The organism is Palleniella muris (assembly GCF_004792655.1).
Taxonomy (GTDB): domain Bacteria; phylum Bacteroidota; class Bacteroidia; order Bacteroidales; family Bacteroidaceae; genus Prevotella; species Prevotella muris_A.
Window position 1 is genome coordinate 56326 of the sequence record NZ_SRZC01000016.1, and the last position, 16385, is coordinate 72710.

At 53.3% G+C, this 16385-nt stretch carries 9 protein-coding genes and 1 tRNA gene; 9 read left to right on the forward strand and 1 reads right to left on the reverse strand.

The features are described 5' to 3' along the window. The first annotated feature begins 106 nt into the window (after positions 1 to 106). The 7 genes from E5358_RS10135 (at position 107) to E5358_RS10165 (ending at position 10201) form a co-directional block, all read left to right on the forward strand. Positions 107 to 1204 carry a four-carbon acid sugar kinase family protein gene (locus E5358_RS10135; protein WP_135940074.1) on the forward strand — a complete coding sequence of 366 codons (1098 nt, stop codon included), beginning with the start codon at positions 107 to 109 and terminating at the stop codon, positions 1202 to 1204. Positions 1205 to 1282: 78 nt separating this feature from the next. After that, positions 1283 to 2011 (forward strand): DUF4230 domain-containing protein, encoded by a 729-nt coding sequence (locus E5358_RS10140; RefSeq protein WP_135940075.1) that lies wholly within the window; start codon positions 1283 to 1285, stop codon positions 2009 to 2011. A 317-nt stretch (positions 2012 to 2328) separates the two neighbouring features. Then, the gene (locus E5358_RS10145) at positions 2329 to 3477 is read left to right on the forward strand and encodes a DUF3575 domain-containing protein (protein ID WP_168354639.1); all 1149 of its coding nucleotides are present in this window, start codon (positions 2329 to 2331) and stop codon (positions 3475 to 3477) included. A 129-nt stretch (positions 3478 to 3606) separates the two neighbouring features. After that, complete coding sequence (locus E5358_RS10150) at positions 3607 to 4146, forward strand: DUF3575 domain-containing protein (protein WP_135940077.1); 540 nt, start codon at positions 3607 to 3609, stop codon at positions 4144 to 4146. Next, entirely contained in the window at positions 4147 to 6624 is a 2478-nt protein-coding gene (locus tag E5358_RS10155; RefSeq protein WP_135940078.1) for an OmpA family protein, read from the forward strand. Positions 6625 to 6637: 13 nt separating this feature from the next. Next, complete coding sequence (locus E5358_RS10160) at positions 6638 to 8644, forward strand: hypothetical protein (RefSeq protein ID WP_135940079.1); 2007 nt, start codon at positions 6638 to 6640, stop codon at positions 8642 to 8644. Positions 8645 to 8659: 15 nt separating this feature from the next. Next, on the forward strand, positions 8660 to 10201 hold the full coding sequence (locus tag E5358_RS10165; RefSeq protein WP_168354640.1) for a tetratricopeptide repeat protein: 1542 nt from the start codon (positions 8660 to 8662) through the stop codon (positions 10199 to 10201). Positions 10202 to 10685: 484 nt separating this feature from the next. Here E5358_RS10165 and E5358_RS10170 read toward each other — a convergent pair whose 3' ends face one another. Beyond that, positions 10686 to 12440, reverse strand: coding sequence for a S41 family peptidase (locus E5358_RS10170; RefSeq protein WP_135940081.1), 1755 nt, complete (start codon positions 12438 to 12440; stop codon positions 10686 to 10688). 247 nt (positions 12441 to 12687) lie between these two features. Between E5358_RS10170 and E5358_RS10175 the strand changes: the two genes are divergently transcribed. Both E5358_RS10175 and E5358_RS10180 read left to right on the forward strand, forming a co-directional pair. After that, positions 12688 to 12761 (forward strand) — tRNA-Asn (locus tag E5358_RS10175). A gap of 138 nt (positions 12762 to 12899) precedes the next feature. Further along, on the forward strand, positions 12900 to 16310 hold the full coding sequence (locus tag E5358_RS10180; RefSeq protein WP_135940082.1) for a DEAD/DEAH box helicase: 3411 nt from the start codon (positions 12900 to 12902) through the stop codon (positions 16308 to 16310). Positions 16311 to 16385: the final 75 nt, after the last annotated feature.

Here is a 16385-nt window from a genome sequence, read left to right on the forward strand (position 1 = left end):
ATTGTCAGTTTTGGTCAATACTGTCAGTAATGACACTATTGACACTACTGGCAATAATGACAATAATGACAGACCTGACAATACAGACCAAACTGATCCATAACCCATGCTCTACGTTATTGCTGACGACATCACAGGCGCGGCGGAAATCGCCGGTATGGCTCACCGCTACGGCCTGAGCACAACTCTCACGACATCCGTACCTTCTTCCATAGAGGAAGGCACGGATGTCATTGTCTTTGCCACCGACGCACGCTCCGTCACCGCTGCCGAGGCTTATGCCATGACGGTAGAGGTCACCAAGGCGGTCATGGCTTTCCCGTGCACCGACGGTGACGAAAGGAAACTCATCTTCCGCAAGACAGACTCCGCCCTGCGCGGAAATGTCTGCGAGGAATTGCAGGCAATACTTGACAACAGCCCTTACAACCGTGCGCTTTACGTTCCAGCCAACCCCTCAAAAGGCCGCATAATAAAGGACGGAACATACTATGTCAACGGCACACCGATAGCGGAAACCGACTTCCGCTTTGACCCTGAGTTCCCTGCCGTGACAAGCAGCGTGGCGGAACGCTTCCCCGATTTGCCCTTCGCAAATGCCGAAAGCAAGACCGATATAGACCGCGCCGTAGCTTCCGCACTCACCGCCGGCGACACGCTCCTTGCCGGTGCGGCAGACTTGTTCTGCTCCCTTGTGGAGCAACTTTTCAACAAAGAGCCTCATGAACCTCTTGAGAAACCCTCCCCACTGTCCCTTTCCTCACCGATGATTGTCGTCCGCGGCTCCACACAGAGCAAGGCTCTCGACCTCGGAATGCCTGTCGAGACAATGCCGATGGACGTCTTCTATGAGCGCGCCGACGCATCCTCATGGACAGAAGCCATACTGCCGCGCTACACAAAGGCAGGCAGTGCCGTACTCACCATAGGCGACAAGGAGGTCCGCCCAGGCAAGGATGCCGCCGTCTACTTGCGCCAGACAATGGCAGAAGTATGCTGCGCCATGCTCGATGCCGTCCTCCCTGCAGAACTTGTCATAGAAGGCGGTGCCACTGCCTTTGCCATACTCTCCCGCACTCCTTGGCATACGTTCACCGTTACTGACGAAATCGCACCCGGTGTGGTGCGCATCAAGCCCCTCGATGCCGATATCCACATCACCATGAAGCCCGGCAGCTACGACTGGGGAAACTTATTCGCTTAATAGGACATGATGTGTCATGAAAATTCATGGGACATCACGATTCGTCATGATTTTCCCCATGATACAACATGATGCCTCATGTTAAATCATGAAATAACCCTCCATAACCCATTAACCATCCCAATGAAATCCAAGGAACTTACAGTCTATCTCATCCTTACAGCAGTTGTCCTGTCCCTCATGACAATCCTCAGCATGAAGGCATGCAGCAATGCCAATCCTGAAGAGAGAGCACAGGAAGAAGCCGCCACACAGGATGCCGTCATCGAGACCGTCCGCCAGCACTCGCGGCTCTACACCGCAGAGGCGCAGAGCAAGAAGACCATGACCTACACCTCACAGAACAAGCTGTCCCTTAAAGCCCTCGGCATAGACAAGACCATCGACCTGCCACTCGGCAAGACAGAGGCGAAGATTCCTGTCACCGTGACCTACAAGGCATACATCGACCTCGGACGGGTGGACAGCCGTAATGTACGCACCGACGGCGAGACAATACGCATAATCCTGCCCGACCCGATAATCGTGGAGACGGCATGCACCGTGGACCATGAGAACGAGTCGCAGGAGAAGCAGCTCCTCGGCAAGGGACTGACCTACGAGCAGTACCAAGAGATGGTGCGCCAGGCAAAGGAGAGCGCATGGACAGAACTCCCAGACTCAGCCCAGCAGGCAGTCATCGAGACCGCCAAGGTCTCCGCAACAGACCTCCTCATCCCACAGCTCCGTGCCCTCGGCTTCACGAAAATCGAGATTGCCTACCGCGACGATTTCTCCCTCCGCCAGCTTGTAAGGCGCAAGGAGTGATAAGGTTAGCGTTAATTATTGAGATTAATCAAATCATCAGGTTGACACGTGTCAATTTGATGATTTTCTTGTTTTTTACATGGAAAAAGTTATAAATTGTCATAAATCGAATCAATAAAGGTTAATAACAAAAATATGCGGTAAAAATGTGTTAAAAATATTAGTGACAGATACATTTGATATTTATATTTACCAGTTTTTTTATAATTTTGCACCCCAAAAGAGAATAGATAATATTTATTAACAACTAAATTTTAACAGTTATCAAACGTATTAGACGCATATTACCTATGCTGTGCCTATTGTGTGCAGCAAGTATGAGCTCGTATGCCCAGTGGGTGCCTGATAACAGCCGCAAACTGGACACACTGACAGTTGCCGACCGCCTGTCGTTTCGCACCAACGGTGTGGACTGGCTCTTGATGGTGCCTAATATCGGCATCGAGTATGACATTGCCAACAACAAGAACTGGAACCGCTGGTCTGTTGGTGTCAATGTCCGTTATAAGTGGGCTACCTCTCACACGTTTGTGCCAAATCATACGTTCGACCTCTTCGAGACGAAGCTGGAGTTCCGTAATTATTGGCGCACACGTCGTATCAACGGTAGCAGTGTGAAGGCGCACAGCCGCATTTGGGACAAGGCTATGTCACAGCGCAGGTATGAGCAGAAGCATCCGCTCACGACCTACTACCGTGGCTTGTTCGTCTCCTATGCCAACTATAATTTCCGTTTCGGACCGGGTTATGAAGGCTATGACGGTCAGGCTGTGATGTTCGGCGGTGTTTACGGCATCCAGCGTCCTCTGTACCGCTTCCGCCGTGGTTCGAGCATCGACCTTGAGCTTGGTGTGGGTGTCGGATTGGCACTGTACAAGTACAGGAAATACGATGTGGACCAGGAGCGCAACAGGATCAACTACATAAAGACTGTCGGCTGGAAGGATTTGAAGATTCTCCCTATTGTCAACGAACTCCGTGCAGGACTTGTCTACCGTCTTGGCAAGAAGGCAGGACACCACAAGTACCGCTTCCGCTATGACGTGGACCTGAAGTATGCATATCAGGTTGACAGTCTGCGTGATGAGCGCATTGCACAGGCTTACCGTGACTCTATTGCCACAAGCCAGTACAAGTTGGTTAGCGGCTACTATATGGAGCAGCTTGACTCTATCGTGAAGAAGAACCCTGAGGCAGCAAAGAGTGACGCCGAGATTCAGAAGAAGGAGCGCGAACTGCTTAAGAAGCAGGCAAAGAGCCAGGCAAAGGAGCAGGCTGCCAAGGAGCGCGCCGAGAAGAAGCAGGCGCGTGCAGAAAAGAAGGCCTCCGAGCAGGATGCCATGGCAAAGGACAAGAAAGCCCTTGAAAAGGAGAAGAAGTCCGAAGCCAAGAAGCAGAAGGCTCTCGAGAAAGAGAAGAAGTCTGCTGAGAAGAAAAAGCGTAAATCCTCCGGAAAGAAGGACTGATAAGGTAGCAAACCGAGGTACAGCATGCCGGAACGTTCCCGAAAAGGGACATGCCGGTGTGCCGCACCTTCGTTTTAAGATATAGTACAGACAATACGTAATCAGAGTATTTCCCTTATTTAATTCACAATGCGAAAACTTTTAATAACAATAATATCGGTTATATCCTTTGCCGCGAACTCCGGAGCACAGACGGTAGCGGTCAACAGTGATTTGGTCATGGACGCACTCCAGACACCGTCCCTCGGCTTAGAGTTCACGACAGGCAACAGCACGACCCTGTCCCTCAACGCCATGGGAAACTACAAGCCATGGGGCGCAGACATGAAAATGATAGCCATACAGCCGGAATGGAGATACTATCTCTCACGCCGTGCCATGTCCCGCCACTTCATCGGCCTATGCCTTCCTTTCGGAACATACAAGGTGACAGGCACCGACAAGGTCTATGACGGCTACGGTGTGGGCGTAGGTGTGACATTCGGCTATGTCCTGAGTCTCTCACGCCGCTGGAACATCGACTTCCATGCCGGTGTGCAGAACTTCTTCTACAAGCAGAAGGAACTGTTCAAGACAGAGGACCCGACAGAGCTTATCACCGACAATTCAAGAGGATCTTATTTCCTGCCAACAAGAATAGGTATTTCCATCGCATATATTTTAGACTAAATGCAGAAGACAATTTACATATTCATCGCATTCCTGCTGTGCATGGCGACAAGCGCCACTGCCCAGGATGAGCGCCTGACAGCCAACTTTCAGGTGCAGGGACGCCACGGCACGAAAGGCACGCCTGCTGTGTACCCTACTTCTTATGCCGTATTCAAGACCGTGAAAAAAGCCAAGGACGTGATGGACAAGCTGCAGGCTGCCATTATAACCGACGGATACCCCGGTGGTCCTGAGTATGACAATGCTCTCGTGAAATACAACGTGCGCTTCAAACGCGCAAAGGCGAACGGTACGTTCAATGTACGCGCATATCCCGGACAGTGCGTCCTTGTCTATGTCAACGAGCAGTCCTTCCAAATCTTCGAGATAAAGGACGGCAAGACCGACTATAACGAGGTTGTAGAGTTCAAGATGGACGGCATGCACACTCTTGACAATGTCAATGTCGATGGTAACCGCAAGAAGATGCATATCCCGTTCATTGTCGACGGAGGTGACGACGACGGCGTGAACATGGCTGTGCACATCTCTTTCGACCTTCCTGAGGGAATCACCGGCAAGGACACCCGCGTCTTCGTACAGCCGATGGCTATCGACTGCCAGACAGAGGACACCGTGAACTATGTCACACCTCTTGTCTATGCCGGAAGAAGATACCACCGCCTGCAGGACCGCCGCATGAACTTCGACTTCTACAAGAACGAGCCGGAGGTAATCGCACAGGGCTTCGTGAAAGGACGCCCGCTGCTTGACGGACAGTCACTGCATGTGGACACCATCGTTATGTACAAGAAGAAGGACCCGAACAAGGACTACAAGATTTTCTGTGACATCCTTGTCGAGGACTACACACACAGCTACATGCGCCTCAATACCGTAGGCTCATGCAACAAGCGCAAGATGTTCAAGTTCCTTAACCTGAAAGGCGTCTCTGCCGACATGCCACTTGAGGAATTCCGCATCGATGCGGAGGAGACCATGCGGGCAGTGCCGCGAGACCTTAAGCTGAACTTCGTTGTCGGAAAGTCAGAGCTTACAGCTGACTCTCTGAACGATGTGCGCCTCGAGATGCTTATCAAGGAGATGAAGGAGTACGGCGAACAGCTCATGCGAGTGGAGATCGAGGCTTACTCATCACCTGACGGTGGCTACGAGAAGAACCTCAAGCTCGCACAGGACCGCGGACGTGTCGCCATGAACCTCGTGATGCGAGGACTCGGACGCGCCGACGTTACCAAAGGTCTGAAGACAAGGGTCTACACTTGGGATGAGGTCGCTGCCGAGCTTGAGAACAAGGGCAAGAAGGAACTCGCCGACAGCGTGCGCGAAATCATTGCGTCAGGCGCCAAGTACCCAATCGTCAAAGTGGGTGAGCTGCAGGGCTTCACCGACCATATCCTCCCTGTTCTTGAAAGCATGCGTTCCATGCGCTGCGTATATAAATATGAGCAGATGCACATCATGAACTCTGATGAGGTTCTTGACTACTATGCAAAGAACAAGAAGAAGCTCATTGCCGGCGACAAGTCTGTCAACCTCTCCGACGGTGACTACTACAATCTCTTCGCAAGCGTAAAGGACTCCTTGGAGCAGGACACAATCACAATGCTCGCATACCGCCACATGGTGTCACAGCCTAACTACGAGAAGCTGAAGTTCTCACAGTATGTCGCAAACCGTATGGCAATCATGCAGCTCCGCCAGGGACACCCAAGCACCGAGACTCTCGCCGCTTTCGTCGACACAACAAGCAACCGTGTCACAGAAGCCTATCTCGGAAACAACCGCGAGGCACGCGAGAGAGTGCAGATGAACCGTCGCCAGATACTCATCAACCACATCCTTGCATACTACCAGCTCGAGAAGCGCGACTCAGCATCACGCCTGCTGCAGTTCTGGTTCCCGACAGCTACCGACAAGGAAGTCGTGGCACTGCGCAACTATGTCAACTTCAAGAAGAACTTCCTGAAATACTACAGCGGCAAGCTCTCCGCCGAGGAGGCTGCCGAATACAAGAAGACAGAGGAGTTTGTCCTCAACTCTTCAGTATCAAACAGGGCTGTCCTCTATACCGAAGGCCGCCAGTTCATGGGCAAGAGCGATGCCGAATGCCGCGAGCAAATCATGAAGCTGGCTGACAGCGATGCCAAGAAATGGTATCTCCTCGCCATCCTCGAGGCAGACAAGGAGGCAAAGCGCAATGTGACGGACAAGAACTACATCCCTCTCTATCTCGCACTCTTCTACAAGAGCTTCACCATTGACCCTGCTCTCCGCCTGACATACTTCACCGACGGACAGGTCAGCGACTCGCTGAGAGACAAGTACAAGTACCGCAAGCGTGACATCCCTAAGTACAATGAACTGCTTGACGAGTTCCTCGGAAAAGGCAAGCCTGCCGATTATGAGGAGGAACTGAGTGGTGACGACCTTGATGAGGACACCGATGTTAAGGATAAGAATGTGGAACAATAAAAAGTTAGAGGTAATGAAGAAAATCAGCACGATAATATTCCTGATGCTCTGCGTCATGGCTACGCAGAAAGCAGTGGCATTCAACTATGCCGCCATACCTGACTCTATCGCTCCGGACCCGGAGGACGAGGATTATTACCTCGACACGATCACGAAGACTCCTAAGCGACTGGCTACACGACGTAACGTCATGGACTTCTCGCTGGAGTCACGCTATCGCCCGAAGCATAACGAGTTCACAAAGAAATGGTACGACCACATGTACGTAAAGGCAGGTGCGGGTTTGATGGGTTTCGTTCCGACATCCGGCAACTACAAGCTCAACACTCTCGCCACGGTGCATGGCTCTTTGGGCAAGACCCTTGACATCTACAACACAATACGTCTTTCCCTTGAGTATGGTTCCGGATATGAGAAGTACAGCCGCAGCCATTTTAATTCACTGCGCGGATCATTGGAGTACCTGTTCAATGTGTCTGCCTTCTCAAGAGGCTACAACCCGGCACGCCCGTTTGAGATGCAGCTCCTCTTCGGTGCAGGTGCATACTGCACAAACATCATGCACGACTCCCAACCGACACGCATCTCTCCTGAGGTACACACCGGATTCCAGTTCAAGTTCCTGTCAGGACCTTACGGACATTTCACCGTTGAGCCTTATGTTGGCGTAACAGCGGACAAGATGGACTTTTCACCGGACAACTGGCGCAAGTACGATGTGTTCTACGGAGTGAACCTCAGTATCGTACACAGCTTCACGAACAACTTCTCGCCTAAGCAGCGTCACGACAGTCTCATGTACAACCCATGGTTCTTCGAGGCAGGCATGGGACCGATGGTGACTTTCCGCAAGAACAGTCCGATAGATGCCCTGCCGGCAAGCCATACAGCAGGACTCCAGATGCAGTGGTCTGTGGGCAAGTGGATTTCCAGCACTGTCGGTGTAAGGCTTTCCGCACACATGGCATCCAACCGCATCCAGGAGGGAGCCGGCAAAAACGGGTTCCGACGCAACTTCTATGAGGCTACCTGTGGAGGAAACGTCGAAGGTCTCATCAACCCATTCGGATTCTCCAAGAAGTTCGATTGGAACAATCCTTTCGGAGCGTACATCTTCGCAGGTGTCGGCTATGGATCTTTGAACTTAACGGGAGGCGGCAACTACAAGACGCGTACCTCTTTCGAGTCTATCAGCGGCGGTGCACACCTCTATGCCACAATAGACAAAGACCTGCAGTTCTTCGTCGAGCCACGCTATTCAAGCTACCGTCATGAAGGTGTAAGGGACGACAATGTCTCCGTACTCTTCGGTCTGACGGCAAAAACACGCAGCGCGAAGTTCCGCCCACGTGTCCTCGAACCGGAGGAAGAGAGCGACGCACTCCCTATCACAGCCGGTCTGTCATTCACCACACCAATAATGATGATGCAGACAAGTGCCTACAAAGACAAAGGCTTCTCCTACGGTATCAAGGCTTTCGGACAGTACCGCTTCACAAAGCTGTCATCTGCACGCCTCTCCATCGACTACCTGTCGCTCTCACGCGCAATCGAGTCTCCGTTCACAGAGTCATACATGAAGGGCGACAAGCCTGTGTCACAGTCAAGCTACAGAATGGGTAACCGCCGCCACGGACTGCTTATCACCACTGCCAACTACAGTGTCGACATGTACAGCCTCCTCAGCGGCTACCAAGGTCCGAAGCGCTTCAACCTGGAGTTCTATTTCGGTCCGGGTGCAGCATTCTACATCAGCGAGAGCGCATCAGCAATAGGCGACAATCTTCCTGAGGGACACACCTTCAAGAGCAACATCGACCACAAGTTCAAGGTACATTTTGCATTCACGGGAGGAGCGAAGTTCAGCCACAATTTCTCACGCCAGATAGGAGTGTATCTCGAACCGTCACTGCACTTCATCTCAAATGTAAGGATGGCGGGAATCCAGACCATCAGCTTCGTGGGCAACAAAATGCAGTTAATCCCAAGTGTTTCGCTTGGAGCGCAGTACACACTTTAGTTTATGAATACCATCATGGAAATAACAAACAAAATATCAGCAGCAAGGAAACTTCTCCTTCTCCCGGCACTGTTCCTGTCACTGACAGCATCGGCACAGTCGTCCAAAGCTATCGGAGAGGCGTTCGCCAACACTGTACGCCACTATTCTGTGACAGAGACGGACTCCCTTGCCAAGGTTCTCGTGAAGAAGTACGGGAACCAGCCGGAGGTACTGGCACAGCTTGGCAATGCCTACTTCCGCAACAGAGAGCTCGACCAGGCAAAGGACATGCTTGAACTTGCCATAAAGAAGAACCCGAAGGCAGCTGCTCCGCTGATCCAGTACGGCGACATCTACAAGTACTACTGGAACCAGCCGAACTCCCTCGACACGGCATACATCTACTACAAGAAGGCCATCGACGTGGAGCCGCAGAGCAATGTGCCTTATGAGCGCATAGCAGACCTCTACATGTTCAAGTACAAGCTCTACGGCAACCGCCAGACACACGAGGACAGCTTACGCATGAGACACGCAGCCGACTCCGCCATAACGGTTCTCAAAGACCTTAAGGCACGCCGTCCGGAATATCCTGCCGAACTGGAGCTCGGCGGCATATACAACCGCCTCGGACACTTCCGCGAGTCGGCAGAGGCTTACTCCAAAGTGGTTAACCGCCTGGAGGACTACCAGTACAACAACTATGCCCTTGACTACTATTTCATCGGTGACTTCGCAAAAGGTCTCGAAGTGGTCAATGACGGACAGAAGAAGTTTCCAGACTATCCGCTCTTCAACCGTACACGCATGTACTGCCTCTTCGGTCTCGAACAGTACGACGATGCCCTTGTCTCCTATGACAAGCTGCTTCAGGTTACTGACACACTGAACTCCTTCGACCACTTCTATGCCGGGCAGATTTACCTGAAGAGGGGTGACGTAAGCACAGCGACAGAGACCTTCTACAAGATTTACGACACTCACAGTGAGTTCGCCAATGACCACCTGAAGGCGGCACGCTCGCTCATCAACAAGCACATCACCGGAACAAAGAGCGGTGGCAATTACCTCCAGGCTGCCGAGAAGTATGCCGACTACATAGCAGCGAAGCGCAACCGCTCGGGCTACGACTACTACCAGATGGCGAACATCTACCGCGAGATGATTGACGACACTCTCTGCACCGAGGCACAGCACAACATGGCGATAGCAAAGGCTGACAGCGTCTATGCCATCATACAGCGCGATTATCCTGACTACGAGGCAACGCTGATGTGCTACCTCCGCGCAAGGATGGCTGCCGCTACTGACCGCGCCGCTGCCGTGCCGCACTACCTCCGACTCATAGAAGTCGTGCAGGACCCTACAACGGGAGCACAGACATCGGAGCAGCGCAAGAAAATCTTCCTCTCCGACGCTTACCGCTTCCTCGCTGTCTACAACTTGCATAACGATAACACAAAGGAGGCTATCAGGTATGCCAAGATGTACAAGTCTGTGAATCCTGACGACAACTCCCTGAAGCCTATCCTTGACCTTGACAAGGGCACCGGCAGAAGAGGCAGGCGCAGATAATGACTGCATGACAGCAGACTGACAACAAACATTGCAATAAGCCCGCATCTGTATTCTCGCAGATGCGGGCTTTTTTGTTCCCTGTATCCTGTGGAATCTCCTTAAGCCGGGTCAGTGGAAATTCAGTGTGGATATGCACTTGTGATATGTGTTCAGCCTCCGCCACACCTTTTGCTGTTATCCCTACATCATCCGTATAAGGGAATGCCGGCAGGACAACCCGCATGACGAAAGGTAACGATTGGCCATGCAAAAGCATACCTTTCACCAAGCCAATCGTTACCTTTCACCGTGCAAAATGATACCTTCCGCTGTGCCCCTCTGCAACAATGCTTTTCATGCCTGCAAACCAGCCTTTTGCAAGCCAAGGCAGGCGGCACTCCGTTGCGGCATGCCTTGTTCCGTGGCTGCATGCCAAAAGAAAGCATCCCTGCCGGACTTCCTGTGAAGCCTGACAGGGATGCAATGAGCATTTTTCTTGTTCCTACTCTGCCTTCTTTTCCTCCGGCGCGAGTGTTGCGGAGTACCTTGCAGGGTCGCGGAGAAGGGCTATGGCAGCCTTTATCTGCTTGTCGCGCCTGAGACTGTTCTCGATAGCCCCCGCCTGGTAGTAGTAGCAGGAGACGATGTCCATGGTTATCGCATCCTTTATCACATCGCGGTGGTAGTCAAGTTCCGCGGTAAGGTCATGCTTCAGCTTCGCCTCCAGAGCCTCGAACTCCGCCTTTGCACGCTCGTAGTAGCCCTCGAAGCGCGCCACCTTCTCAAGGTCCTTCAGGAACCTGCCGCTCTCACGGTCGTACTTGAATCCTGCCTCTGTGGCACGCCGGCAGAACTCGGCATAGTCGGCGTCGGTGATTGAGAACTCACGTGCCGGCGCTATCTGCGGATGCTTTGCCACATAGTCCACGACATAGTCCATCATCACATTCGTGGAGTCCAGTCCCGAAGCAGTGAGATACATCACGATGTTCGGCAGCGAGTCAGGTTTCACCTCGATGTCCGGCATGATTCCTCCGCCGTCCTTCACCTTACGCCCGTGGAGAGTCTTGAACTCCTTCTTCAGAGAGTCCGCCACCGCCTCGCGTGAGCCGCCGTTGGCGTGCTTGTAGTTTATAGCCTGAATGCAGCGTCCTGACGGGATGTAGTAATGCGCCGTGGTCAGTTTCAGGTTACCGTTGTACGGCACATCCATCGGCACCTGCACCAGTCCCTTGCCGAAAGTCTTTGTGCCAATGACCACGCCACGGTCGAGGTCCTGCATTGTGCCCGCCATGATTTCCGATGCCGAGGCAGTGCCGCCGTTCACAAGCACGGCGATAGGCATCAGAGTGTCTATCGGCAGAGCCGTGGTTTTGTACTCACGGTTGGCGCGTGTGAGCTTGCCCTTTGTCTTCACGATGCTCAGGTCTTTCGGCAGGAACATGTTCAGGATGTCCACCGCCTCGGAGAGCGAGCCGCCGCCGTTGCCTCGGAGGTCGAACAGCAGCTGCTTCATCCCTTTGCGCTTGAGGTCGATGACAGCGTGGCGCACCTCCTTTGAGCAATCTTCCGTGAACTGGTTGAGGTTTATGTAGCCTATGGAGTCTGTCAGCATACCGTAGTACGGCATGGCAGGCATCTGTATGGCGCGCCTTGTCAGCTTGAACGACAGTTCCTGCCCCTTAGGGTTCACCTTCTCCTTCTTGCCTTTCCTGCCCTTCTTTGCAGGAGTTTCCGCTGCCTTTGGGAGGGTAGGGCGCAGTACTTTCAGTATGAAACTCGTGCCTGCCTCTCCTCGCAGATGCTCCGAGACGTATGTCGTGGATTTGCCCTTCATGTCCTCGCCGTCGATGGAAAGGATGATGTCACCCTTCTTCAGTCCCACCTCCTGGGCAGGCATGCTGAAGTACGGCTCGTTGATTACCGTGGCATTCTCCTTCACGTTGAACGACACTACGGAGCCTATGCCGCCGTATTTTCCGGTAATCATCTGCTTCAGTTCCTTCACGTCCGCCTGCGGATAATACTCTGTGTAAGGGTCAAGCGAGCGGAGCATCGCCTTTATTCCCGTCCCCACGACCTCTTTGGCGTCGAGGGAGTCCACATACATCATGTCAAGGTCGCGGTAGATGTCGCAGAAAATCTCCAGCTGCTTCGCCACTTCAAGGTTGTGGCTGTCTTTCTGTGCCTGTGCAGGCTGTGCCCCCATGAGTGGGAGCAGGAGGGCAAAAGCCCTGAAAATGTTGTTTATCTTCATCGCTTATTGTTTAAGGCAAAGTAGTTGCTTTGCTTTTGTTTTTTTATGTTTATCTTATGCAAAGGTAATGCAAACCGAGAGCAGACAGAACTTGTTCATGTATGCCGAGGTGCCGCTTATCTTATGCAAAGATACTACTTTTCTTCCTTTTTTCGCCAAATAATGCATTTTTTTTAGAAAATATTTGGTAGTTTCAAAAAATAGCTGTACCTTTGCACTCGCTTTTGAGACATAAGGCAAACACAATGCTTCCTTAGCTCAGTTGGTTAGAGCATCTGACTGTTAATCAGGGGGTCCCAGGTTCAAGCCCTGGAGGGAGCGCACAAGAAGAGACATTCGCAAGGATGTCTCTTCTTTTTTTAATCAATTTGGACAATAGTCAGTAATGGCAAAACAGACAGTACTGACAATATCGACAATCCTGACAGTACTGACCCAATCAACCAATCCATAACCACCATGCCTGCCACCTACGAACCCGAAATAGCAGCGAACCTCTATGCCGAGCTTGCCGAAGCCCTGCGCCTCCGTCCCGACATGGCGGCGGTGTACAACGCCTTCAACCACACGTTCCAGAGACTTCTTTACCAAAAGACAGACGCATCGCGCCTGAACCTCGCCGGCACTTTCGCCAAGACGGACTACCTCCTGAAGGAGCATCGTGCGCCAAAAGGGCTTGCCATGGCTGTCAACGACACTCGCGTAAGGCTCCGCAAGGCTGTCAGAACGCCACACGGACAGACGGCAGGGGACAGCCCCCTTCGCCTTGAAGCCGCCTGCCTGCATGACTTCCGCAACCTTTGCGAGTTCGTCTCCTTTATATATAAGACGCCCATCCCCGGACATCTTGCCGCCATGTTCCCTTCCAACCGCGAGTATGGGGACACTCTCGCCCTTGTCGGCGAATACGTGCGAGTGATTGCCGACGGGTGGGACGATAAGGCAATGTACTGCCGCCGTGAGGACGCCGTTGACGACGAACCGGTGGCGGTGTCCTTCACAGGCGGCATAAACGGCTACGACTGGTCGTATCTCAAAGACCTGCTTTACGAGAATGCACAACTGAACATTGTACGCCCGAGGGAGAAAGGCGGCGTGCTCTATCCCGAACTGATTGTCTTCGAACCGGACTACCTTGTGGACATCTCCGCCATTGCACGCTGCTTCACCAACTATGCGGAGTCTCCCGTGGTGCACCTCCTGAACAAACTGCAGCCGCAGCAGGTGACGGAACCCCTGCTTCTCGGTAATCTTGCAGGGCAGCTCCTTGACGAGGCAATAACGTACAGCGGGAAGGAATGCCGCCCGTACCGCGACAGTGCCATGGAATTCTTCCGCAACAATGCCCTGAACTTCCTTGCCATAGGGCGCGGCCATGACCTGCACAAGAATGCGCAGCTGCAACGCCGGAACATCCATACTGCCCTCGAATCACTGGAAAAGTCCCTGGAACGCTTCAGCATCAGCGACGCTTTTGTCGAACCTTCGTTCTTCTCCGAGATGTTGGGACTGCAGGGGCGTATGGACTACCTGCAGCTGGACTTCAAGGTTCTCATGGAGCAGAAATCGGGAAAATGCGCCTTTTCCTTCAGTAATGACGAGATAAAGGAGCGCGAGGAGCATTACGTGCAGCTGCTCCTCTACATGCTTATCATACGCTACAACTACCGCGACCTGTACGAACAGAACCGCCGTGAGCTGCATGCCTTGCTGCTCTATTCCAAGTACGGCAACGGACTCATAGAGCTCCCGTTCGCCCCGCAGCTTGTCTTCCGCGCACTGAAACTCAGGAACGGCATGGCAAGGGCGGACATAGGCTACACCGAACCGCATGGCTTTGACATCCTCGAGACGCTCATTCCCGAGATTGTCAACGAGAAAAACGCGCGCGGAACGTTATGGGAACGCTACCAAAGGCCGCAGATTCAGGAGGTTCTCGCCCCAATACATAATGCCTCGCCCCTGGAGCGCGCCTACTTCCTGCGCTTCCTTACCTTCATAGCCAACGAGCATGCCATGGCAAAACTCGGCAACCGCACAAAGGAAAACTCAGGGTTTGCCGCGAAATGGCATGACTCCCTCGAAGAGAAACGCCTTGCAGGAAACATTTATGACAGTCTGTCGATTGTCTCGCCCGACACAGGGACGACGGGCAAGATAGAGACCGTTGTGCTGCGCTTCCCTGCGGTGACGGACAACGACATGTCCAATTTCCGCGTCGGCGACATCGTCATCCTCTATCCTTACGGCAGGGATGAACAGCCCGACGCACGGAAGACGATGGTGTTCCGCTGCTCCATAAAGAAGATGACGCCCGAGGAGATAACCCTCGTCCTCCGCGCCCCACAGTCCGACAACCGTGTCTTCGTGCGCCGGAAGGACTGCCTGTGGGCGGTGGAGCACGACTTCTTCGAGTCTTCCTACAGTTCGCTGTACCGCGGCATGCATGCTTTCCTCTCCGCACCCAAGGAGCGGCGCGACCTCCTCCTGCTGCAGCGTGAGCCGCAGACGGACGCTTCGCGCATGCTGAAAGGCGACTATGGAGCGTTCAACGAGCTTTCCTTGCGCGTGAAGAGGGCAAAAGACTTCTTCCTTATAATCGGTCCGCCGGGGACGGGAAAGACGTCCTACGGGCTTCTAAACACCGTAAAAGAGGAACTCCTCGAAGAGGGCTCTTCCATTCTCCTCACTTCTTTCACCAACAGGGCGGTGGACGAAATATGCTCAAAGCTCCACAGTGAGGGCATCGGCTTCCTGAGGATAGGTGGCGAACTGAACTGTTCTGCCGCCTGTAAGGACTGTCTTCTGAGCGAAAAGGTCAGTGAGAGCAACGGCATAGAGTCGTTGGCGGAGGTGATTGCCGCCACGCGTGTCATTGTGGGCACAACGGCTTCGCTGAGTTCCAACCTGCAGCTGTTCCGCCTGAAGCGGTTCTCCCTGGCTGTCGTCGATGAGGCATCGCAGATTCTCGAGCCGCACCTCATGGGGCTGCTCAGTGCGCACGACGGCGGAATCCCTGCCATAAGCAAGTTTGTCTTCATAGGCGACCACAAGCAGCTCCCTGCCGTGGTGCAGCAGAAGGAGGAGGTTTCGCGTGTCGGTGACCCGGTGCTCAACGCCATACACCTTACGGACTGCCGCCTGTCGCTCTTCGAACGCTTGCTCAGGCGGTATGGCGGTGACGCCGGTGTGGTGTTCATGCTGAGGAAGCAGGGACGCATGCACCGCGAGATAGCGATGTTCCCGAACCTCGCTTTCTACAACAACCGCCTTGACGTTGTCCCTCTGCCGCATCAGGAAGCGCAGCTCCCTGCCTTTACGGGCGTGCCGGGCAGCGTGGCGGAAATCATTGCCACGCGGCGCATGGCATTCGTTGCCGTGCCTGCACCGCAGCGCACTCCGTCGGAGAAGGTGAACAGGAGTGAGGCGGACATCATTGCTGCAATGGTCGTGGGGATATACGGGAGGGAGCGCGAGGTGTTTGACGCTGACGAGACAGTGGGCATAATAGTGCCTTACAGGAACCAGATTGCCACGGTAAGGAATGCCATTGCGGCTTATGGCATAGAGGCTCTGGAGGGCATAACCATAGACACCGTGGAGCGCTACCAAGGCTCGCAGCGGCGGTACATCGTCTATGGGTTCACCGTGCAGCGCTACTATCAGCTGGATTTCCTTACCGCCAACGTCTTCGTGGATACGGACGGCAGCATCATCGACCGCAAGCTGAATGTGGCGATGACGCGTGCGAAAGAGCATCTCTTCATGGTGGGCAACCCGAAGCTGCTGGAGAAAGACCCGGTGTTCCGCCATCTCCTCGACTTTGTGCGTGGGAGAGGGGAGTACTTCTCTTCGGAAGATGTTTTCTGACAATACTGACAGAAAAGCCCCAACAGAAAAGCCCCCCAAAACAAAAAAACTCCGAAGCATTTTCTGCTCCGGAGT

What these genes read in the sequence shown, in the direction of transcription:
- E5358_RS10135 (WP_135940074.1), top strand. Translation starts at nt 107, where the DNA reads ATGCTCTACGTTATTGCTGACGACATCACAGGCGCGGCGGAAATCGCC.
- E5358_RS10140 (WP_135940075.1), top strand. Translation starts at nt 1,283, where the DNA reads ATGTTAAATCATGAAATAACCCTCCATAACCCATTAACCATCCCAATG.
- E5358_RS10145 (WP_168354639.1), top strand. Translation starts at nt 2,329, where the DNA reads ATGAGCTCGTATGCCCAGTGGGTGCCTGATAACAGCCGCAAACTGGAC.
- E5358_RS10150 (WP_135940077.1), top strand. Translation starts at nt 3,607, where the DNA reads ATGCGAAAACTTTTAATAACAATAATATCGGTTATATCCTTTGCCGCG.
- E5358_RS10155 (WP_135940078.1), top strand. Translation starts at nt 4,147, where the DNA reads ATGCAGAAGACAATTTACATATTCATCGCATTCCTGCTGTGCATGGCG.
- E5358_RS10160 (WP_135940079.1), top strand. Translation starts at nt 6,638, where the DNA reads ATGAAGAAAATCAGCACGATAATATTCCTGATGCTCTGCGTCATGGCT.
- E5358_RS10165 (WP_168354640.1), top strand. Translation starts at nt 8,660, where the DNA reads ATGGAAATAACAAACAAAATATCAGCAGCAAGGAAACTTCTCCTTCTC.
- E5358_RS10170 (WP_135940081.1), bottom strand. Translation starts at nt 12,440, where the DNA reads ATGAAGATAAACAACATTTTCAGGGCTTTTGCCCTCCTGCTCCCACTC.
- E5358_RS10180 (WP_135940082.1), top strand. Translation starts at nt 12,900, where the DNA reads ATGCCTGCCACCTACGAACCCGAAATAGCAGCGAACCTCTATGCCGAG.